Source organism: Pseudoxanthomonas daejeonensis (assembly GCF_022637495.1).
GTDB classification, from domain to species: Bacteria; Pseudomonadota; Gammaproteobacteria; order Xanthomonadales; family Xanthomonadaceae; genus Pseudoxanthomonas; species Pseudoxanthomonas daejeonensis.
The window spans coordinates 1239021-1255196 of sequence record NZ_CP093331.1 but is presented as its reverse complement, the minus strand read 5'-3'; the positions used below and the strand labels follow the sequence as shown (position 1 = coordinate 1255196).

General features: G+C 67.5%; 13 protein-coding genes. 7 read left to right on the top strand and 6 right to left on the bottom strand.

What is annotated here, in order from left to right; translation table 11 throughout:
* Window positions 1–51 precede the first annotated feature (51 nt).
* Window positions 52–1014, bottom strand: a complete 963-nt coding sequence (locus MNQ95_RS05705; protein ID WP_162408055.1) for a LysR family transcriptional regulator — start codon at window positions 1012–1014, stop codon at window positions 52–54.
* 117 nt (window positions 1015–1131) lie between these two features.
* On the opposite strand from MNQ95_RS05705, the gene aceB reads away from it, so the two are divergent.
* The 4 genes from aceB (at window position 1132) to MNQ95_RS05685 (ending at window position 8296) form a co-directional block, all read left to right on the top strand.
* Entirely contained in the window at window positions 1132–2838 is a 1707-nt protein-coding gene (gene aceB / locus MNQ95_RS05700; RefSeq protein ID WP_241954062.1) for a malate synthase A, read from the top strand.
* Between the two features lie 186 nt (window positions 2839–3024).
* Window positions 3025–4317, top strand: coding sequence for an isocitrate lyase (gene aceA / locus MNQ95_RS05695; protein WP_241954061.1), 1293 nt, complete (start codon window positions 3025–3027; stop codon window positions 4315–4317).
* Window positions 4318–4674: 357 nt separating this feature from the next.
* Window positions 4675–5712, top strand: coding sequence for a GGDEF domain-containing protein (locus MNQ95_RS05690; RefSeq protein WP_162408052.1), 1038 nt, complete (start codon window positions 4675–4677; stop codon window positions 5710–5712).
* Between the two features lie 19 nt (window positions 5713–5731).
* Window positions 5732–8296, top strand: coding sequence for a putative peptide modification system cyclase (locus tag MNQ95_RS05685; protein WP_241954060.1), 2565 nt, complete (start codon window positions 5732–5734; stop codon window positions 8294–8296).
* On the opposite strand, the gene MNQ95_RS05680 is transcribed toward MNQ95_RS05685, so the two are convergent.
* Window positions 8281–8598 (bottom strand): NHLP-related RiPP peptide, encoded by a 318-nt coding sequence (locus MNQ95_RS05680; RefSeq protein ID WP_241954059.1) that lies wholly within the window; start codon window positions 8596–8598, stop codon window positions 8281–8283. The two genes, MNQ95_RS05685 and MNQ95_RS05680, sit on opposite strands and share 16 nt — an antisense overlap.
* An 81-nt stretch (window positions 8599–8679) precedes the next feature.
* Between MNQ95_RS05680 and MNQ95_RS05675 the strand changes: the two genes are divergently transcribed.
* The gene (locus MNQ95_RS05675) at window positions 8680–9846 is read left to right on the top strand and encodes a putative peptide maturation dehydrogenase (protein WP_241954058.1); all 1167 of its coding nucleotides are present in this window, start codon (window positions 8680–8682) and stop codon (window positions 9844–9846) included.
* A gap of 118 nt (window positions 9847–9964) precedes the next feature.
* Here MNQ95_RS05675 and MNQ95_RS05670 read toward each other — a convergent pair whose 3' ends face one another.
* From MNQ95_RS05670 to ubiK, 3 genes are all read right to left on the bottom strand, one after another.
* Entirely contained in the window at window positions 9965–12052 is a 2088-nt protein-coding gene (locus MNQ95_RS05670) for a S9 family peptidase (protein WP_241954370.1), read from the bottom strand.
* Window positions 12053–12343: 291 nt separating this feature from the next.
* A complete protein-coding gene (locus MNQ95_RS05665) occupies window positions 12344–13864 on the bottom strand; it encodes a YifB family Mg chelatase-like AAA ATPase (protein WP_241954057.1) in 1521 nt (506 codons plus the stop codon).
* Window positions 13865–13871: 7 nt separating this feature from the next.
* Window positions 13872–14150 (bottom strand): ubiquinone biosynthesis accessory factor UbiK, encoded by a 279-nt coding sequence (gene ubiK / locus MNQ95_RS05660; RefSeq protein WP_162408047.1) that lies wholly within the window; start codon window positions 14148–14150, stop codon window positions 13872–13874.
* Between the two features lie 179 nt (window positions 14151–14329).
* Between ubiK and MNQ95_RS05655 the strand changes: the two genes are divergently transcribed.
* Window positions 14330–14668, top strand: coding sequence for a P-II family nitrogen regulator (locus MNQ95_RS05655; protein WP_162408046.1), 339 nt, complete (start codon window positions 14330–14332; stop codon window positions 14666–14668).
* Between the two features lie 164 nt (window positions 14669–14832).
* Window positions 14833–15078: an SHOCT domain-containing protein gene (locus tag MNQ95_RS05650; protein ID WP_162408045.1), complete on the top strand. Its 246-nt coding sequence runs from the start codon at window positions 14833–14835 to the stop codon at window positions 15076–15078.
* A 162-nt stretch (window positions 15079–15240) separates the two neighbouring features.
* Here the strand turns inward: MNQ95_RS05650 and speE are convergent, their stop codons facing one another.
* Window positions 15241–16101 carry a polyamine aminopropyltransferase gene (gene speE, locus MNQ95_RS05645; RefSeq protein ID WP_162408044.1) on the bottom strand — a complete coding sequence of 287 codons (861 nt, stop codon included), beginning with the start codon at window positions 16099–16101 and terminating at the stop codon, window positions 15241–15243.
* Between the last annotated feature and the right edge of the window lie 75 nt (window positions 16102–16176).

The window sequence follows — 16176 nt, the reverse complement described above, 5'->3', positions numbered from 1 at the left end:
GCCACGGGGGCGCGACGGGTGCGAGCGGCCCCCAGCGCCGGGGAATCGCCCTTACCGCTCCGAGTGCCCGGACTCGTCGTGCTCGCGCGGTGCCATCAGGTCGGGCTTGATCAGCGAAATGAAAGCGCGCGCCTGGGGCGACAGTACGCGGCCCTTGCGCACCACCACGCCGTAGCCACGCGAGGGGAAGAACGCAGCCAGCGAGCGCGAGGCGAGGCGATCGCCATCGTTCTCGCCCAGGCAGATCGAAGGCACGATCGACACGCCCATGCCCATCGCCACGTACTGCTTGATCACGTCCCAGCCACTGACTTCCAGCGCGACCGTGTAGGGCACGCGGTTCTGCTGCAGCACCAGGTCGACCAGCCGCCAGGTGATCTGCCGCTTCGGCGGCAGGATCAACGGGTACGTGCCGAGGTCCTGCAGCTCCAGCCGGGGCTTGTTGAGCAAGGGATGGCCGGGCGGCGCGATCAGTCGCTGTTCGAACCGGTAGGCCGGTTCGTAGCTGAGGTCGGCCGGTACGTCGAGCAGGGTGCCGACCACCAGTTCCACCGCGTCCTCGCGCAGCAGGTCGGTGCCCTCGCTGGTGACCACGTTGTGCAGGGACAGGTGCACGTCCGGGTGCCGGGAGCGGAAGGCCTCCACGATCTGCGGCAGCAGGTAGAGGATCGTCGAGCTGTTGGCGGCGATCTTCAGCTCGCCGGCGTCCAGCCCGCGGACCCGGTCGCGGAACGCCGACTCCAGTCCGTCCAGCTGCTCGACCAGGGGCAGGGCCATCTCGTACAGCACCTCGCCCTCCCGGGTGGGGGCCAGGCGGCGGCCGTTTCGCTCCAGCAGCGGCACGCCCAGGTCCCGTTCCAGCGCCTGCAGCTGCAGGGTGATGGCCGGCTGGCTGACGAAAAGCGCGTCCGCGGCCCGCGATACCGAGCCCAGGCGGACCGTCTGGCAGAACGCCCTTAGCGGTTTCAGCCGATCAGATTTGTAGGAAAAACGGGGGCTTACGGTCGGGGGCACCAAACAGTTAAGCCTGCATATTAATTGTGCTTATGCAATACATTGCCAAAACTGCTTTGTCAAATAATTTGCCGCAGCGCAGCGTGGCCTCCCGACCGCAGCGTCATGGAGCCTGCAATGTCCGCCATCGCCACCGCCGCAATTCCCTCCATTCCGTCGACCCGTCCGGCCAGCCGCCCGGTACCCGCCGCCTCCGTCCCCTCGGGTGGACGCGCCGCTGCCGGGCTTGCACTGACCGAACGCGTTGCCGGCCAGGAGCAGTTGCTGCCTGCGCCGTTGCTGGGCCTGCTGGTGTCGTTGCACCGGGCGATCGAACCCGAGCGCCGCGCGCGCCTGGCGGCGCGCCGCGAACGCCAGGCCTTCTTCGACGCCGGCGGCCTGCCCGACTTCCGCGCCGATACCGCGGCGCTGCGCAGCGGCGACTGGACCGTGGCGCCGATCCCGCGCGCACTGCTGGACCGCCGCGTGGAGATCACCGGTCCGACCGACCCGAAGATGGTGATCAACGCGCTGAACTCCGGCGCGCAGTGCTACATGGCCGACTTCGAGGATTCGACCGCGCCGACCTGGCGCAACCTGCTGGCTGGCCAGCGTGCGCTGGCCGCGGCGGTGGACGGCACGCTCACCTTCGAAGCCGACACCGGAAAGCAGTACCGGCTGCGTCCGTACGAGGAGCGTGCGGTCCTGATCGTGCGTCCGCGCGGCTGGCACCTGGACGAGAAGCACGTGCGCATCGACGGCGAGGCGATCGCCGGCGGCCTGTTCGACATGGCGGTGTTCGCCTGGCACAACGCGCGCACGCTGATGGCCAACGACCGCGGCCCGTACTTCTACCTGCCCAAGCTGCAGTCGATGGAAGAAGCCGCACTGTGGGAAACCGCGCTGTCGCACGTCGAGGCGATGCTGGGCCTGCCGCACGGGCAGATGAAGGTCACCGTGCTGGTGGAGACGCTGCCGGCGGTGTTCGAGATGGACGAGATCCTGCATGCGCTCAAGGACCGCATCGTCGGCCTGAACTGCGGGCGCTGGGACTACATCTTTTCCTACCTGAAGACCTTCCGCGCGCACGCCGACCGGGTGCTGCCCGAGCGCGGCCAGGTGACGATGACCCAGCCGTTCCTGAAGTCCTATTCGGAACTGCTGATCCGCACCTGCCACCGTCGCGGCGCGCACGCGATGGGTGGCATGGCCGCGCAGATCCCGATCGCCGGCGACGAGGCGGCGAACGAGCAGGCGATGGCGCGGGTGCGCGCCGACAAGCTGCGCGAGGTCACCGCCGGCCACGATGGCACCTGGGTCGCGCATCCGGCGCTGATCCCGGTGGCGCGCGCGATCTTCGATGCGCACATGCCCACGCCGCACCAGCACCACGTGCGCCGCGAGGACGTGCACGCCAGCCGCGACGACCTGATCCGTCCCAGCGAAGGCACGATCACCCGCGAAGGCTTCGAGAACAACGTCGAGGTCTGCGTGCGCTACATCGCCTCCTGGCTGGACGGCAACGGCTGCGTGCCGATCCACTGGCTGATGGAGGACGCGGCCACCGCCGAGATCGCGCGTGCGCAGCTGTGGCAGTGGCTGCACCACTCCGATCCGCGCGGCCGCCATGCCGATGGCAGCCCGGTCCACCTGGCCGACGGCACGGTGATCGATTTCGCCCTGTTCGAACGGACCCTGGCCGCATTGCCGGGCCGACTGGGTGATACCGCCACCCTGCCGGGCGGCAGGCGCATACCCGAGGCGATCGCCCTGCTCGACGAACTGACCCGCGCCTGCCAGCTGGTCGAGTTCCTGACCCTGCCGGCTTACGCACGCATCGATTGAGCACCGTCCGCGATCCGTGCGCCATGACCCTTGTAGGAGCGGGCATGACCGCGACCCGACGACTCGGCACGGGCGACGTCCCCGTAATTCCGACGCACGTATCGCGGTCATGCCCGCTCCTACAAAAGAACATGCACGCCGCTCACTTTCCGCTGCCGTATTGACCACGCCCCACGGAGAAACACCATGACCACGCTGAAGACCGCCGAGCAGATCCAGCACGAATGGAATACCGACCCGCGCTGGGCCGGCATCACCCGCAACTACAGCGCGCAGGACGTGGTTCGCCTGCGCGGCACCGTCCCGGTCGAGCATTCGATCGCCAGGCTCGGGGCCGAGAAGCTGTGGCGCTACCTGCACGAGAAGGACTTCGTCAACGCGCTCGGCGCGCTGACCGGCAACCAGGCCATGCAGCAGGTCAAGGCGGGATTGAACGCGATCTACCTATCGGGCTGGCAGGTCGCCGCCGATGCGAACCTGGCCGGGCAGATGTATCCGGACCAGTCGCTTTACCCGGCCGACTCGGTGCCGTCGGTGGTGCGCCGGATCAATAACGCACTGCTGCGTGCCGACCAGCTGCAGCATGCCGAGGGCGACGACAGCATCGACTTCCTGCAGCCGATCGTGGCCGACGCCGAGGCCGGATTCGGCGGCGTGCTCAACGCCTTCGAGCTGATGAAGGCGATGATCGAAGCCGGCGCCTCGGGCGTGCACTTCGAGGACCAGCTAGCTTCGGTCAAGAAGTGCGGGCACATGGGCGGCAAGGTGCTGGTGCCGACCCGGGAGGCGATCGAGAAGCTCAACGCCGCGCGCCTGGCCGCCGACGTGATGGGCGTGCCGACGCTGCTGGTCGCGCGCACCGATGCGGAGGCCGCCGACCTGCTGACCTCCGACATCGATCCCAACGACCAGGCGTTCTGCACCGGCGAGCGCACCGTCGAGGGCTTCTACAAGGTGCGCAACGGCCTGGACCAGTCGATCAGCCGCGGCCTGGCCTACGCGCCGTACGCCGACCTGGTCTGGTGCGAGACCGGCAAGCCGGACCTGGAGTTCGCGCGCAAGTTCGCCGAAGCGATCCACGCGAAGTACCCGGGCAAGCTGCTGGCCTACAACTGCTCGCCCAGCTTCAACTGGAAGAAGCACCTGGACGACGCGACGATCGCGAAGTTCCAGAAGGAGATCGCCAGCTACGGCTACAAGTTCCAGTTCATCACCCTGGCCGGCTTCCACGCGCTGAACTACTCGATGTTCAACCTGGCCCACGGCTACGCGCGCAACCAGATGAGCGCGTTCGTCGAACTGCAGGAGGCGGAGTTCGCCGCTGCCGAAAAGGGCTTTACGGCGGTCAAGCACCAGCGCGAGGTCGGCACCGGCTATTTCGACGCAGTGACCCAGGCGATCCAGCAGGGGCAGTCCTCGACCACGGCGCTGAAGGGCTCGACCGAGGAAGAACAGTTCCACGACCGCGTCGCGGCCTGAGCACGCAGGTTCGGCCCGCCCACCAGTAGGGGGCGGGCGCGGCGGGTGCGCCTGGGAGGGTGCGCACCCGCCACTTTCCAGGCCGCCGCCACCCCAGTTCCGACGTTAACCCCTGTAGGAGCCGGCGTCTGGCCGGCAACGGGGGTCGCAACCATGAGGAACTCCGCGGCGCCCGGGATGCGGCCGGTTGCGGCGGTCCCGCAGGCCCGTCCGCCGGGCCGGGTCCCGCTCCGATCGCCCGGTGGTCATTCCGGTCCGACCATCGGCGCCCGGGGGCCGGCTTTTCCCCCGTTCCGTACGCGGGGCGATGGTATGCTCCGTGCTCATCCGGGGGGGGCCGGGTATGGGAGCCGTGGGATGTCGAGCGACGGCGTGACGCGCAACGTCCGAGACAGAGTCGAGCAGGATGGCAGTGGTGGCGGAAACGCCGCCCTGGCTGCGTGCGAGTTCGATCTTTTCGCCGCGGTGGGCCGTGCCCGCGCGGTGCGGTCCGGCGAGCGCATCTTCCGCCGCGGCGATACCGGCGACCTCATGTATGTCATCGACCATGGCCGGGTCGAACTGGACTTCGGCAATGACCTGGCCACCAAGCAGCTGGGGCCGCAGGAATTCTTCGGCGAACTGGGCCTGCTGATCGGCGAACACACCCGCAGCGCGGACGCGGTGGCCACCAGCGACGGACGCGTGATCGAGCTGGGCGAGGAGGAATTCCAGCAGCTGGTCGGTCGCGATCCTGGCCTGGTCGCGCAGTTCCTGCGCCGCTCGATCACCCGCGTGGTGCTCAACGAACAGAGCCTGATCCGGCAGCTGCGCCGCCGCAACCAGGACCTGGAAACGGCGCTGGACAACCTCTACGCCACCACCCACCAGCTCAACCAGACCGAAGAGCTGATCCGCACCGACGAACTCACCAGCCTGTACAACCGGCGCGGCCTGACCCTGCACCTGCAGGAATGCCGGCGCCTGGGCATGAAGGAATCGATGGGCCTGGTGCTGGTCGACTGCGATCGTTTCAAGCAGGTCAACGACGACCATGGCCATCTCGTCGGCGACCGCGTGCTGCAGAACATCGCCGGCATCCTGCGCTCGGTCGCCGGCGCCAACGACGTGCCGTGCCGCCTGGGCGGCGACGAGTTCTGCCTGCTGGTGTCGGCGCAAAGGCGCGAGGACGTGATGCGCTACGCCGAGTTCGTGGTCGCCACCACCCGCAACCTGCTGCAACTGCAGCAGGCCGTGCCGACCATCTGCCCGGTCAGCGTCGGCGCCTGCATGGTCGAGCCCGAGCAGGACTGGAACGACTGGTACGCGCGCGCCGACGCGGCGCTGTACGAGGCCAAGCGCATGGGCGGGAACCGCGCGTTCTGGATCGACGACCTCGGGTCGCCGGGACCCTGAGCCGGCGACGATGGACGGCATGCCACACGACGCCCACGCCCCGCAGCTGCGAACCCTGCTGCTGACGGACCTGTGCGATTCCACGAGCCTGGTGGAGCGGCTGGGCGACAGCACCGCGGCCACCCTGTTCCGCGACCATGACCGCCTGGTGCTGGAACTGCAGCAGCGCTGGCGCGGCCGCCTGATCGACCGATCCGATGGTTTGCTGCTGCTGTTCGAGCGTCCGCTCGACGGCCTGGGCTTCGCCCTGGACTACCGGCGTGGCCTGGATGCGCTGGGCCAGGCGCACCGCATCGGCCCGATGCTGGCGCGCGCCGGCCTGCATGTTGGCGAGGTGCTGATCTGGCGCAACAGCGACGAGGCCATCAGTGCCGGCGCCAAGCCGATCGAGGTCGAGGGCCTCGCCAAGCCGTTCGCCGCACGCCTGATGCAGCTGGCGCGGCCCGGGCAGATCCTGATCTCCTCGATCACCGAACCGCTGGTCCGCCGTGCGTCCCGCGAGCTGGGCGAGCGCGGCGAGGCGCTGCACTGGCGCACGCACGGCCGCTGGTACTTCAAGGGCCTGCCGGAAATACAGGAGGTCCACGAGGTCGGCGAGCCGGGCCTGGCCCCGCTGCGCGCACCGCGCGGCGATGCGAAGGCACGGCGTGACATCCCGGCCTGGCGACGCCCCATAGCGCTGGCGGCCGAACTGGCGGTGGTCTCCGGCCTGGTCGTGGGCGGCTGGTTCATGACCCGCCCCGAACCGGCGATCGCGTTCTCCGAGCGTGACTGGGTGGTGGTGGGCGACCTGCGCAACCTCACCGGCCAGACCGTGCTCGACGATTCGCTGGAGCAGGCATTCCGGATCAGCCTGGAGCAGTCGCGATACGTCAATGTGCTGAGCGATCTGAAGGTGCGTGACAGCCTGGCGCGTATGCGCCGGCCCGCCGATACAACCCTTGACCGGACAACCGCGTCGGAAGTTGCGATCCGTGATGGTGCTCGCGCCGTGATCCTTCCTACGGTCTCCGAGGTCGGGGGCAAGGTGCGTGTCAGCTTGGAACTGATAGATCCGACGACTGCACAGACCATTTATTCCGCATCTGAGGATGGGGCCGGTCTCGATTCGGTTCTGACTTCCATAGACGGGGTGACGTCGCTCTTGCGGTCAAAACTTGGCGAAGGTCAGATCGAATTGGCGACGAATTCCAAGCCCCTGCCTCAAGTGTCCACACGAAGCTTGGATGCTCTGCGAGCCTACGCGTTGGGCCAGGAGGCGTATGGGAAAGGGGAGTACGAGCAGGCCCGTGGCTTCTACGGGCGGGCCATATCTCTGGACCCGGAGTTCGCCCTTGCTCACCTGGGCGTGACACGTGCCCTGAATGCAACGGACCACCTACAGGAAGGCTTGCCCTTCCTGCGCCATGCCCAGGCACTTCGCCAGAATCTGACGCCAAGAGATCAGGTCTATCTGGATTCTTGGGGCTCACAGGTCGACGAACCTCAAAAGATTTCGTTGGCCTGGATGCAGATGGCAAAGATGTATCCGGACTTCTTCCCCGCTCAGACCAACGCGGCTTATGAGCTTGCTGTTCTAAACGAATACGCAAAGGCCGAAGAGTTTGCGGCGCGGGCTGTATCCCCGCAAAGCGAATTCTCCGCGCTCTCATCCGAGCATCTCGGCAGAATGCGTCTGGCCCGAGACGACTACAAGCGAGCGCTTGAGCCGTTGAAGTTCGCTTGCGAAAGTTCCGTGGCCAGTGCTTGTGTCTGGAAATCCGTTTGGAATGCCGCCCAGGGGAACTTCACGGAGGCTGAGCAAGCCTGGCCCCCCGAGCGATCTCTTTCAGTGCCCTACTTCGACAGGGTTTCGATCTATTTGGATCAAGGAAAGTGGAGCGAGGCGCGCGTCGAATCCGAGCGCTTGGTGGAGCTTTCCCATAAGTTCCCCAGCCGTTCTCGCCAAAGTCTCATGCCGCTCGCCGTGGCGCTGTGGTCGGATGGCGATCGAGACGTCGCCATTGAAGAGCTTGGTCGGATGGTCAAGCTCTCATTGCAGGCCTTTGCCCAGCCAAAGAGCGTTACCGATCGGCGCGGAGACGCGATGACTGCGTTGTATGCGGCGATTTTCGCCCAGCGTCTGGGCGATACCAAACTCGCTGCGCAAGTCGAGGCGGCACTGGCTGGTGCGCCTGACGTCGCATCGTTGAAGCCGGTCAGCGCACTGGCCGCCGTTATGCGCGCGCGGCGGGCAGCGAATGACGGGAAACCGAAAGTGGCCATAGAGATACTGCAGCCCCTTATGGACGACACGGAGCCCGTGCAGGCACGTGTGGCTCTTATGGAGGCGCACATGCTGGCAGGAAATAGAGAAGAGGCTTTAGCCAATGCCAATTGGCTGGCTTCCCATCGCGGACGTTCCTATGGCGAATACGGCTGCTCCTGGTGCCAGCAACCCCTGAATGTCGTTGATTCACGGCTGGCCCAAGCGCATATCGCTGCGCTCAAGTCAGATGCAGGCGATCAAGATGTCCTGCGCCGGCGCATGGACGCGCAGAGGTCTACGCCGGCGCAGGTTTTGTCTTCTCACTCCGATTTCTGACCGGAAGAGCCCGCATTGAGCTGGATCGGGTGCATGCAGAGAAGTGATGTGAGCGAAGATTTGAGTTCATCGCGTCCGCTTGCAATTTCGTCCTTGGAAGCCAGGGATCCGACTTTCATGTTGGACCGAAGCTGCTTCAGATCTTCGTCGCTCGGCTTGTAGCCTGCCTCCAGGAGCGCGGATACCGGGTCCTTTGCGAAAAGCTGGCGGAATTCATCGTCGGTAGAAAGCAGGTCAAGCAGGCGTTCGGCGACGTCGGGAGGGAGGGGCGTCGGTGATGCGCCCGGAATCTTGTCTGACATCGGTTTCCCCTTTGCCATCCGTCTTGGATGGGTTCGGGGCGAAAGCTTAGCGGGAAAATTGTGCTTGCATAGGGAGCGCTTGTGCGGATTCGGCGATGTGGGGTGGTTTATCTGGAGCCCCGGGAAAGTGTGCGCTTCGACTTGGCCAACCTGCTGGAGGGCGGCAATGGGGTGGTGCGCGATATGGGTTGGATCGCACTGGCACCCCATACCGGTCGAGAGCACTCACTGGACCCAAAAGAGTGCAAATTGTTCGGCCAGCTGAGCCCGCAGAAGTGGGTCGAACTGGAAACGTTTCCGGACGAAAGCCAGCTCGCTCTGGCCCGTCTTGTTCACGCAGGTCTGGTCGTGGCCGATGACCCGGCTCACGCCTATTACCTGCGGCAGGACGATGCGCTACGGAGCGCGCATTGGCATCCACTTTCGGCGCTGGTTCACGGGCTCACTCGCTGGAGTGAGACCGACTCGGTAGCGGCCATGCGGAAAGGCGGGACAGAAACCGCAGCAGAACTGCGTGCCCAGCTCGGACCGCCGCCGCCGGAGCGGATTGCCCACGAGATGGCCGGCGAATCCATTTCCCTGCCTCGCAGTAATCATGTCGATTTCGACAGGTTGCTTCGCCGCCGTGCCACCTGCCGGAACTTCGATCTGAACCGCACGGTCCCGCTAGAGCTGACAGCCCAGTTGCTGGAGCGGGTCTTCTCGGCACACGCCTCGGTACGGGTAACTGAAGATACGGTCTTCTTGAAGAAGAGCAGTCCCTCGGGAGGCGGGCTGCACCCGGTCGAGGCGTACCTTTTGATACGGGATGTCGCTGGAGTTCAACCGGGGCTGTATCACTATGATCCAGTCGCGCATGCGTTGCGGCACTTGCCCGATCCGGTCGTTCCGCTTCAGGAGCTCATGCTGCGCGCGGTCGCCGCTCAGGACTGGTTTGCCGATGCACACGTAATGGTGGTCATGGCGCCTCGTTACGCTCGCAATTTCTGGAAGTATCGGCAGCATCCCAAGGCATATAGGGCCGTCTTGCTCGAGGCGGGGCATCTTTCGCAGACGTTATATCTCTCTGCCACCGAAGCTGGCCTCGCCGCGTACGTGACATGCGCAATCAATGAGACATGGCTGGATGAAGCATTCGGCCTGGATTCGATGAACGAAGGTGCTTTGGCCGTGTGTGGATTCGGCTGGCGAGCGCCGGCGATGGAAACCATGGAGCTGGACCCGCTGGGCGAGGTCTGGAAGTCCTAGGCGCTGGCTGAGAAACGCTTTTTTGCCACGAACACGTACGGCCGCGACCGCACAGGCCTCGCCGAACTGATGGCGAATCATGGAAAACGGGGCGCCGAAGGATCGGCGCCCCGCGCTGTTACTTCCGCACGTCCTGCGTATGCACCTGCAGTGCCGCGCTCAGGCCCTCGACGCCATCGGAGCCGGCGGGCACGGTGACGCTGGAGCCCTTGAGGTCCTCGCCGATCGGCTGGGCGCGCCCGCCCAGGCACTTGGCCAGGAAGTTCTCGGTGATCGCATTGAAGGCCTTGTTGTTCTCCGGGCGGGCGAAACCATGGCCCTCGTCGGGGAACAGCACGTAGGTCACCGGGATGTTCTTGGCCTTCATCGCGTCGACGATCTGGTCGCTTTCGGCCTGCTTCACGCGCGGGTCGTTGGCGCCCTGGCCGATCAGCAAAGGCTTGGTGATCTTGTCGGCGTGGGTCAGCGGCGAACGCTCGGTCAGCCACTTCTTGCCTTCCTCGGTGCGCGGGTCGCCCATGCGCTTGGCCAGCTGCTCATAGAAGCTGGCCCAGTACGGCGGCACGGTGGCCAGCAGCGTGTTGAGGTTGGACGGGCCGACGATGTCCACGCCGCAGGCGAAGGTGTCGGGGGTGAAGGTCAGGCCGGCCAAGGTCGCGTAGCCACCGTAGCTGCCGCCCATGATCGCGACCTTGTCGTCGGTGGTGATGCCCTGGCCGACGGCCCACTGCACCGCGTCGATCAGGTCGTCGTGCATCTTGCCGGCCCATTCGCCGTCGCCGGCGTTGGTGAACTCCTTGCCGAAGCCGGTCGAGCCGCGGAAGTTGACCCCGAGTACCGCGTAGCCGCGGTTGGCCAGCCACTGGTCGTAGCTGCTGTAGCCGTAGTCGTCGCGCGCCCACGGACCGCCGTGGACCAGCAGCACCATCGGCACCGGGTGGTCGGCCTTGCCGTCGCCGTTGGCGTCGGCCTGCGGTGGCAGGGTGAGGTAGCTGACCAGGTTGAGGCCGTCGCGCGACTTGATCTCCAGCGGCCACATCGGCGCCAGCGGCTTGCCGTCCAGCGCCGGGCGCGCGGAGAACAGCTTGGTCAACTTGCCTTCCGCGCCGGGCGTGCGGTCGTAGCGGTAATAGACCACCGGCGATTCGGCGGCCGAGTAGGTGACGATCCAGGTCTTGTCGTCGAGCGTGCGCGAGTTGACCCCGACCTCGCCCGGGCCGATCGCCTCCAGGGTCTTGAGGTCCGCCGCCAGCGCATCGCCGAGCGGCTTCCACTCTTCGCGCAGGTAGTTCACCGAGACTGCCTGCAGCTCGCCGGTGCGCGGGTCGCTCAAACCGCCGCCGATGTCGGCGCGCGCGTCTTCGGCCAGCAGCTTGCGCTCGCCCGTCGCGCTGTCGACCGCATACAGCGCCGAGGTGTTGCGGTTGCGCGAGTCGGCCAGGTACAGGGTCTTGCCATCGTTGGTCAGGCCCAGGGTGCTGGTGGTCAGCACGTCCTCGAACGGGATGTCGTCGGACTTCTCCCACGCATCGCCGGCGCGCTTGAGGATGTCCATGCCGCCGTCCGGGCGCGAACGCTGGGCATAGCGCAGGTTGTATTCGCCATCGGCGATGTAGCCGGCGATCTCCTGGGTGTTCTTCTCCACCAGGGTGCGCGCACCGCTGGCCAGGTCGACGCGATACAGGTCGTGCCACTTCGCGTCGCGGTCGTTCATGCCGACCAGGATGCTGCCGGGCTGGGTCGGGCTGACCCCGACCACCTGCGCGGTGGTCTTCGGGAACGCGGTGAGGTCGCGGCTCTGGTTGCTGGCCAGGTCGACCGAGTACAGGTGGAAGTCCTCGTCGCCGCCGCTGTCGCGCAGGTACAGCAGCGTGTCGGGGTGGTAGGACCAGAAGTAGTTGCGGATGCCGCGCGCCTTGTCTTCGGTGACCGCGCGCGCGGCCGACGGATCGTTGGCCGGGGCGACCCATACGTTCATCACGCCGTCGACCGGCGCGATCCAGCTCAGGTACTTGCCATCGGGGCTGATCTGCACGCCGGCACGTTCGGGATTGCCGAACAGGGCTTCGCGCGGGATCAGTTCCACTTCCTTCGGCACGGCGGGTGCTTCGGGCGTGGCGTTGGCCGCGGCCGTGGTGTCGTCCTGCTTGCCGCCGCAGGCGGACAGGGCCAGGGCCAGGCTGGAGACAAGCAGGGTCGTGCGCAGTGACGTGTGCGAGCGATGCATGGGTGGCGGGCTCCGGGGATGCCGGGATGGCATTGGAACGCCACGCTAGCGCATGGGCGGGCCGACGTCGTTGCCGACGCGTTAAACCAGGGGCATGACCGATGGGAGGGGGGGGCGCCGCCCGCGAGGGGCTGAAGGCGCCGCCGGGCGGGTGCGTGCGTGCGACCGGTGCCTTGGGTGCCGGGACAGCCAGCACGCAGGGCATCGCGCCGCAATTTGCGGGGTGCTCAAGCGGCGCAGCGCCTGCCCGCCGGACTGCAAGCCCGCGCGTCAACGACCACCGGCGTGCAACGGCGCGCGATAGCCCAGTGCTTCGGCCAGGTGGGCCGTGGTGATGGCGCCCTCGCCATCGAGGTCGGCGATGGTGCGGGCCACGCGCAGTACCCGGTGCAGGCTGCGCGCGGTCAGCTGCAGGCGTTCGCCGGCCTGTTCGAGCAGGTCCTGGCTTCGCGTATCGAGCTGGCATGCGGACGCCAGGGCCGCGGAGTCCAGATGGGCGTTGAGCGGACCGCCGCGCCGGTGCTGGCGCGCCTGCGCGGCGACCACGCGTCCGCGGATCGTCGTGCTGGACTCACCCGGCGGCGTGTCGGCGCGCAACGCGCGTGGCGGCAGCCGGGCCATGGCCAGGTGCAGGTCGATGCGATCGAGCAATGGCCCGGAGATCCGGCTCCAGTACTGCCGGATCCGGTCCGGCGTGCAGCGGCAGCGCGCGGACGGGTCGCCCGCCCAGCCGCACGGGCAGGGGTTCATCGCCGCGACCAGCTGGAAACGCGCGGGGAATTCGGCGCTGCGCCCGGCGCGGGCAACGGTGATCCGCCCGGATTCCAGCGGCTCGCGCAGCACTTCCAGCGCGGCACGGTTCCATTCGGGGAGTTCATCGAGGAACAGCACGCCGTTGTGCGCCAGCGAGATCTCGCCCGGCCGCGGCGGGCTGCCACCGCCGGCCAGGGCGACCGCGCTGGCACCGTGGTGGGGCGCGCGCCAGGGGCGCTGGCGCCAGCGTTCCGGATCGAAGCCGCGCCCACTGATCGAAGCGACCGCGGCGGTCTCCAGCGCGTCGGCCTCGGAGGCCTCCGGCAGCAGTCCGGGCAGGCGCGAGGCGAGCAGGGTCTTGCCGCAACCAGGCGGTCCGCTCATCAGAAGATGGTGTCCACCGGCGGCGGCGATCTCCAGCGCACGCCGGGCCTGGGCCTGGCCACGCACATCGGCCATGTCGGCTGCGGTGCCGGGGTTCGGACCTTCCCCTTGCACGGGCGCCGCCTGCGCCCGCGGGAGCGGGGTCTGTCCTCCGAGCCCGGCGCAGGCTTCCAGCAGGGTGCGGGCGACGTAGGCCTCGGCATCGCGGGCCAGCGCCGCCTCGGCACCGCTGCCGGCCGGCACCACCAGGCGGCGCCCGGCGCGCGTGGCGGCCAGCACGGCCGGCAGCACGCCGTCGATGGGTCGCAGTTCGCCAGTCAGGCCCAACTCGCCGAGGAACTCGCAGCCGGCCAGGGCGTCGCGGTCGATCTGGCCGCTGGCGGCAAGGATGCCCAGGGCGATCGGCAGGTCAAAGCGGCCGCCGTCCTTGGGCAGGTCGGCCGGGGCCAGGTTGATGGTGATGCGGCGCTGTGGATATTCGAACTGCGCGCAGAGGATCGCGGCACGCACGCGGTCGCGCGATTCGCGCACCGCTGCGGCCGGCAGGCCGACGATCTGTGTGGAAGGCAGGCCGCCCGACAGGTGTACTTCCACCTGCACCGGGGGCGCGGCGATCCCGGCGCGGGCGCGACTGTGCACCAGCGCCAGGCCCATGGCGGCGTCAGTACGGACTGGCGGCTGGCGGCTGGCTGGCGGCGTGCAGGCGCGCTTCCAGCTCCTCGACCGTGCGCTCCAGGGTTTCCAGTTTTTCGCGGGTGCGCAGCAGCACCGCGCGCTGCACGTCGAACTCCTCGCGGGTGACCAGGTCCAGCTTGCCCAGGCCGGCCTGCAGCGCGCTGCGGAAGCTGGCCTGGAGTTCTTCGCCGGAGGCGCGCAGTCCCGGCGGGACCAGCTCGCTGAGCCGACGGGCGAGGTCGTCGATGTGGTTGAGGTCGATCATGGGGTTCTCCGGCGTTGGGGGCAGCATGCGCCGGCGTTGCGACGGCGGGAATCGGGCGGTGGCGGTGCATGCGGTCGGAAAAGTCCGAAGCATGCGTCGGCATTGGACCGGAGGCCCGCGGACGTGGCAAGCGCGGGTCGAGTTATCCTGTCTGCCTGCCCCACCACTGGAGTTCCCGGATGAAGATGATCATGGCCGTGATCAAGCCGTTCAAGCTGGACGACGTGCGCGAGGCGCTGTCGGGCCAGGGCATCGCCGGGATCACCGTCACCGAGGTCAAGGGTTTCGGCCGGCAGAAGGGCCACACCGAGCTGTACCGCGGCGCCGAGTACGTGGTCGACTTCCTGCCGAAGGTGAAGGTCGAAGTCGCCGTCACCGACGACCAGGTCGAGTCCGTGGTGGAGGCGATCGTGCGCGCGGCGGGCACCGGCAAGATCGGCGACGGCAAGGTCTTCGTCTATGACCTGGGCCAGGTGGTGCGGATCCGTACTGGCGAGCTGGACGCCGACGCGCTGTAAGGAGCAGGTCCGGCGCATGGCCGGAGACTGCGCCTGTCACACGGGACCTGCGCTGCCCTAGTCATGTTTGCCCTTGCCGGCGGGCGTAGAGTGGCTGCGCACCTTGCCATTGCGCGACGGTGCGGGATGCGGCCCGGCCGCATGAACTGACAGGAAGGGTGGCCATGAGAAGGACCCGAAGCCTGCTTGGAACGGTGGCACGCACCGCGGTCATCACAGGCACCGCCAAGGCGGTGATGGGCAGGGGGAACGCTGCGGCACCCCCGTCGGAAACGGCTGCCGCACCGGCACCGGCGGCCGGCATGACCGACGAGAAACTCGCGATGCTGCAGAAGCTCGCCGAACTGCAGAAGAGCGGCGTGCTGAGCGACGAGGAGTTCGCCGCGGAGAAGGCCAAGCTGCTGGCGTGAACGCGACGCCCGTCGCTGCGGCACGACCGCGAAGAAAATGCCCCGCCATGGCGGGGCATTTCAGTCATACACGCGCCGTCGCCGGCGAACGCAGGGAGAGCGCGCAGCAGGGTTGGTCGCTCCCGGCTGGCTTCGACCCCGTGCGCGGGATCTGACCGCGTTTCAGCCCTGCGCTTCGCCCAGCGCCTCCGCCACGAACGGCGGCGCGACCAGCACGCCCTGGTGCAGGTGGGCGCTGTAGTACTTCGTCTTGAACGTCTTGGCGGCCGCATCGCCGTCACGGAAGCCGAAGCCCTGGCCCTTGCGCGCCAGGGTCACGCTCCACCAGCCGGTCGGATAGCACGGTTGCGGGAACGGCAGGGTCTTGAACGTCGAGAAACCGGCCTTGCCCATTTCCGAACGCATGGACTTGATCAGCTCCAGCTGGGCCAGCGGCGATTCGGACTGCTGCACGAGGATGCCGTCGTCCTTCAGGGCGTGGAAGCAGCTGGCGTAGAAGTCCTTGTTGAACAGGCCTTCGGCGGGGCCGACCGGATCGGTCGAGTCGACGATGACCACGTCCACGCTGCCGGCCGGGCAGTTGGCCATGTAGGCCACGCCGTCGTCGAACAGCAGCTCGGCGCGCGGATCGCCGTTGGAATCGCACAGCTCCGGGAAGTGCTTCTCGGCCATGCGCGTGACCTGCTCGTCAATGTCGCACTGGGTCGCGCTCTCCACGCCCGGGTGCTTGAGCACCTCGCGCAGCGTGCCGCAGTCGCCGCCGCCGATGATCACCACGCGCTTGGGGGCGGCGTGGGTGAACAGCACCGGGTGGGCGATCATCTCGTGGTACAGGAAGTTGTCGCGGCTGGTCAGCATCACCGCGCCGTCGATCAGCATCAGGTTGCCCCAGTCGGTCGTGCTGTAGATCTCGATCTTCTGGAACGGCGACTGCACCTCGTCCAGCTTGGCCTTGATCCGGTAGCCGATGGCCGAGCCGGTCGGCTCGAAGTGCTCGATGTACCAGTTGTCCTGGGTGCTCATGGCGGTCCTCGTGGGGCTGGGCGCGTAGGGGCGTCGTAAGGGGGCGGGCCGGTCCGGCAGGCGGGCCGGTGGCGA

What these genes read in the sequence shown, in the direction of transcription:
- aceB (WP_241954062.1), top strand. Translation starts at nt 1,132, where the DNA reads ATGTCCGCCATCGCCACCGCCGCAATTCCCTCCATTCCGTCGACCCGT.
- aceA (WP_241954061.1), top strand. Translation starts at nt 3,025, where the DNA reads ATGACCACGCTGAAGACCGCCGAGCAGATCCAGCACGAATGGAATACC.
- MNQ95_RS05690 (WP_162408052.1), top strand. Translation starts at nt 4,675, where the DNA reads ATGTCGAGCGACGGCGTGACGCGCAACGTCCGAGACAGAGTCGAGCAG.
- MNQ95_RS05685 (WP_241954060.1), top strand. Translation starts at nt 5,732, where the DNA reads ATGCCACACGACGCCCACGCCCCGCAGCTGCGAACCCTGCTGCTGACG.
- MNQ95_RS05680 (WP_241954059.1), bottom strand. Translation starts at nt 8,598, where the DNA reads ATGTCAGACAAGATTCCGGGCGCATCACCGACGCCCCTCCCTCCCGAC.
- MNQ95_RS05665 (WP_241954057.1), bottom strand. Translation starts at nt 13,864, where the DNA reads ATGGGCCTGGCGCTGGTGCACAGTCGCGCCCGCGCCGGGATCGCCGCG.
- ubiK (WP_162408047.1), bottom strand. Translation starts at nt 14,150, where the DNA reads ATGATCGACCTCAACCACATCGACGACCTCGCCCGTCGGCTCAGCGAG.
- MNQ95_RS05655 (WP_162408046.1), top strand. Translation starts at nt 14,330, where the DNA reads ATGAAGATGATCATGGCCGTGATCAAGCCGTTCAAGCTGGACGACGTG.
- MNQ95_RS05650 (WP_162408045.1), top strand. Translation starts at nt 14,833, where the DNA reads ATGAGAAGGACCCGAAGCCTGCTTGGAACGGTGGCACGCACCGCGGTC.
- speE (WP_162408044.1), bottom strand. Translation starts at nt 16,101, where the DNA reads ATGAGCACCCAGGACAACTGGTACATCGAGCACTTCGAGCCGACCGGC.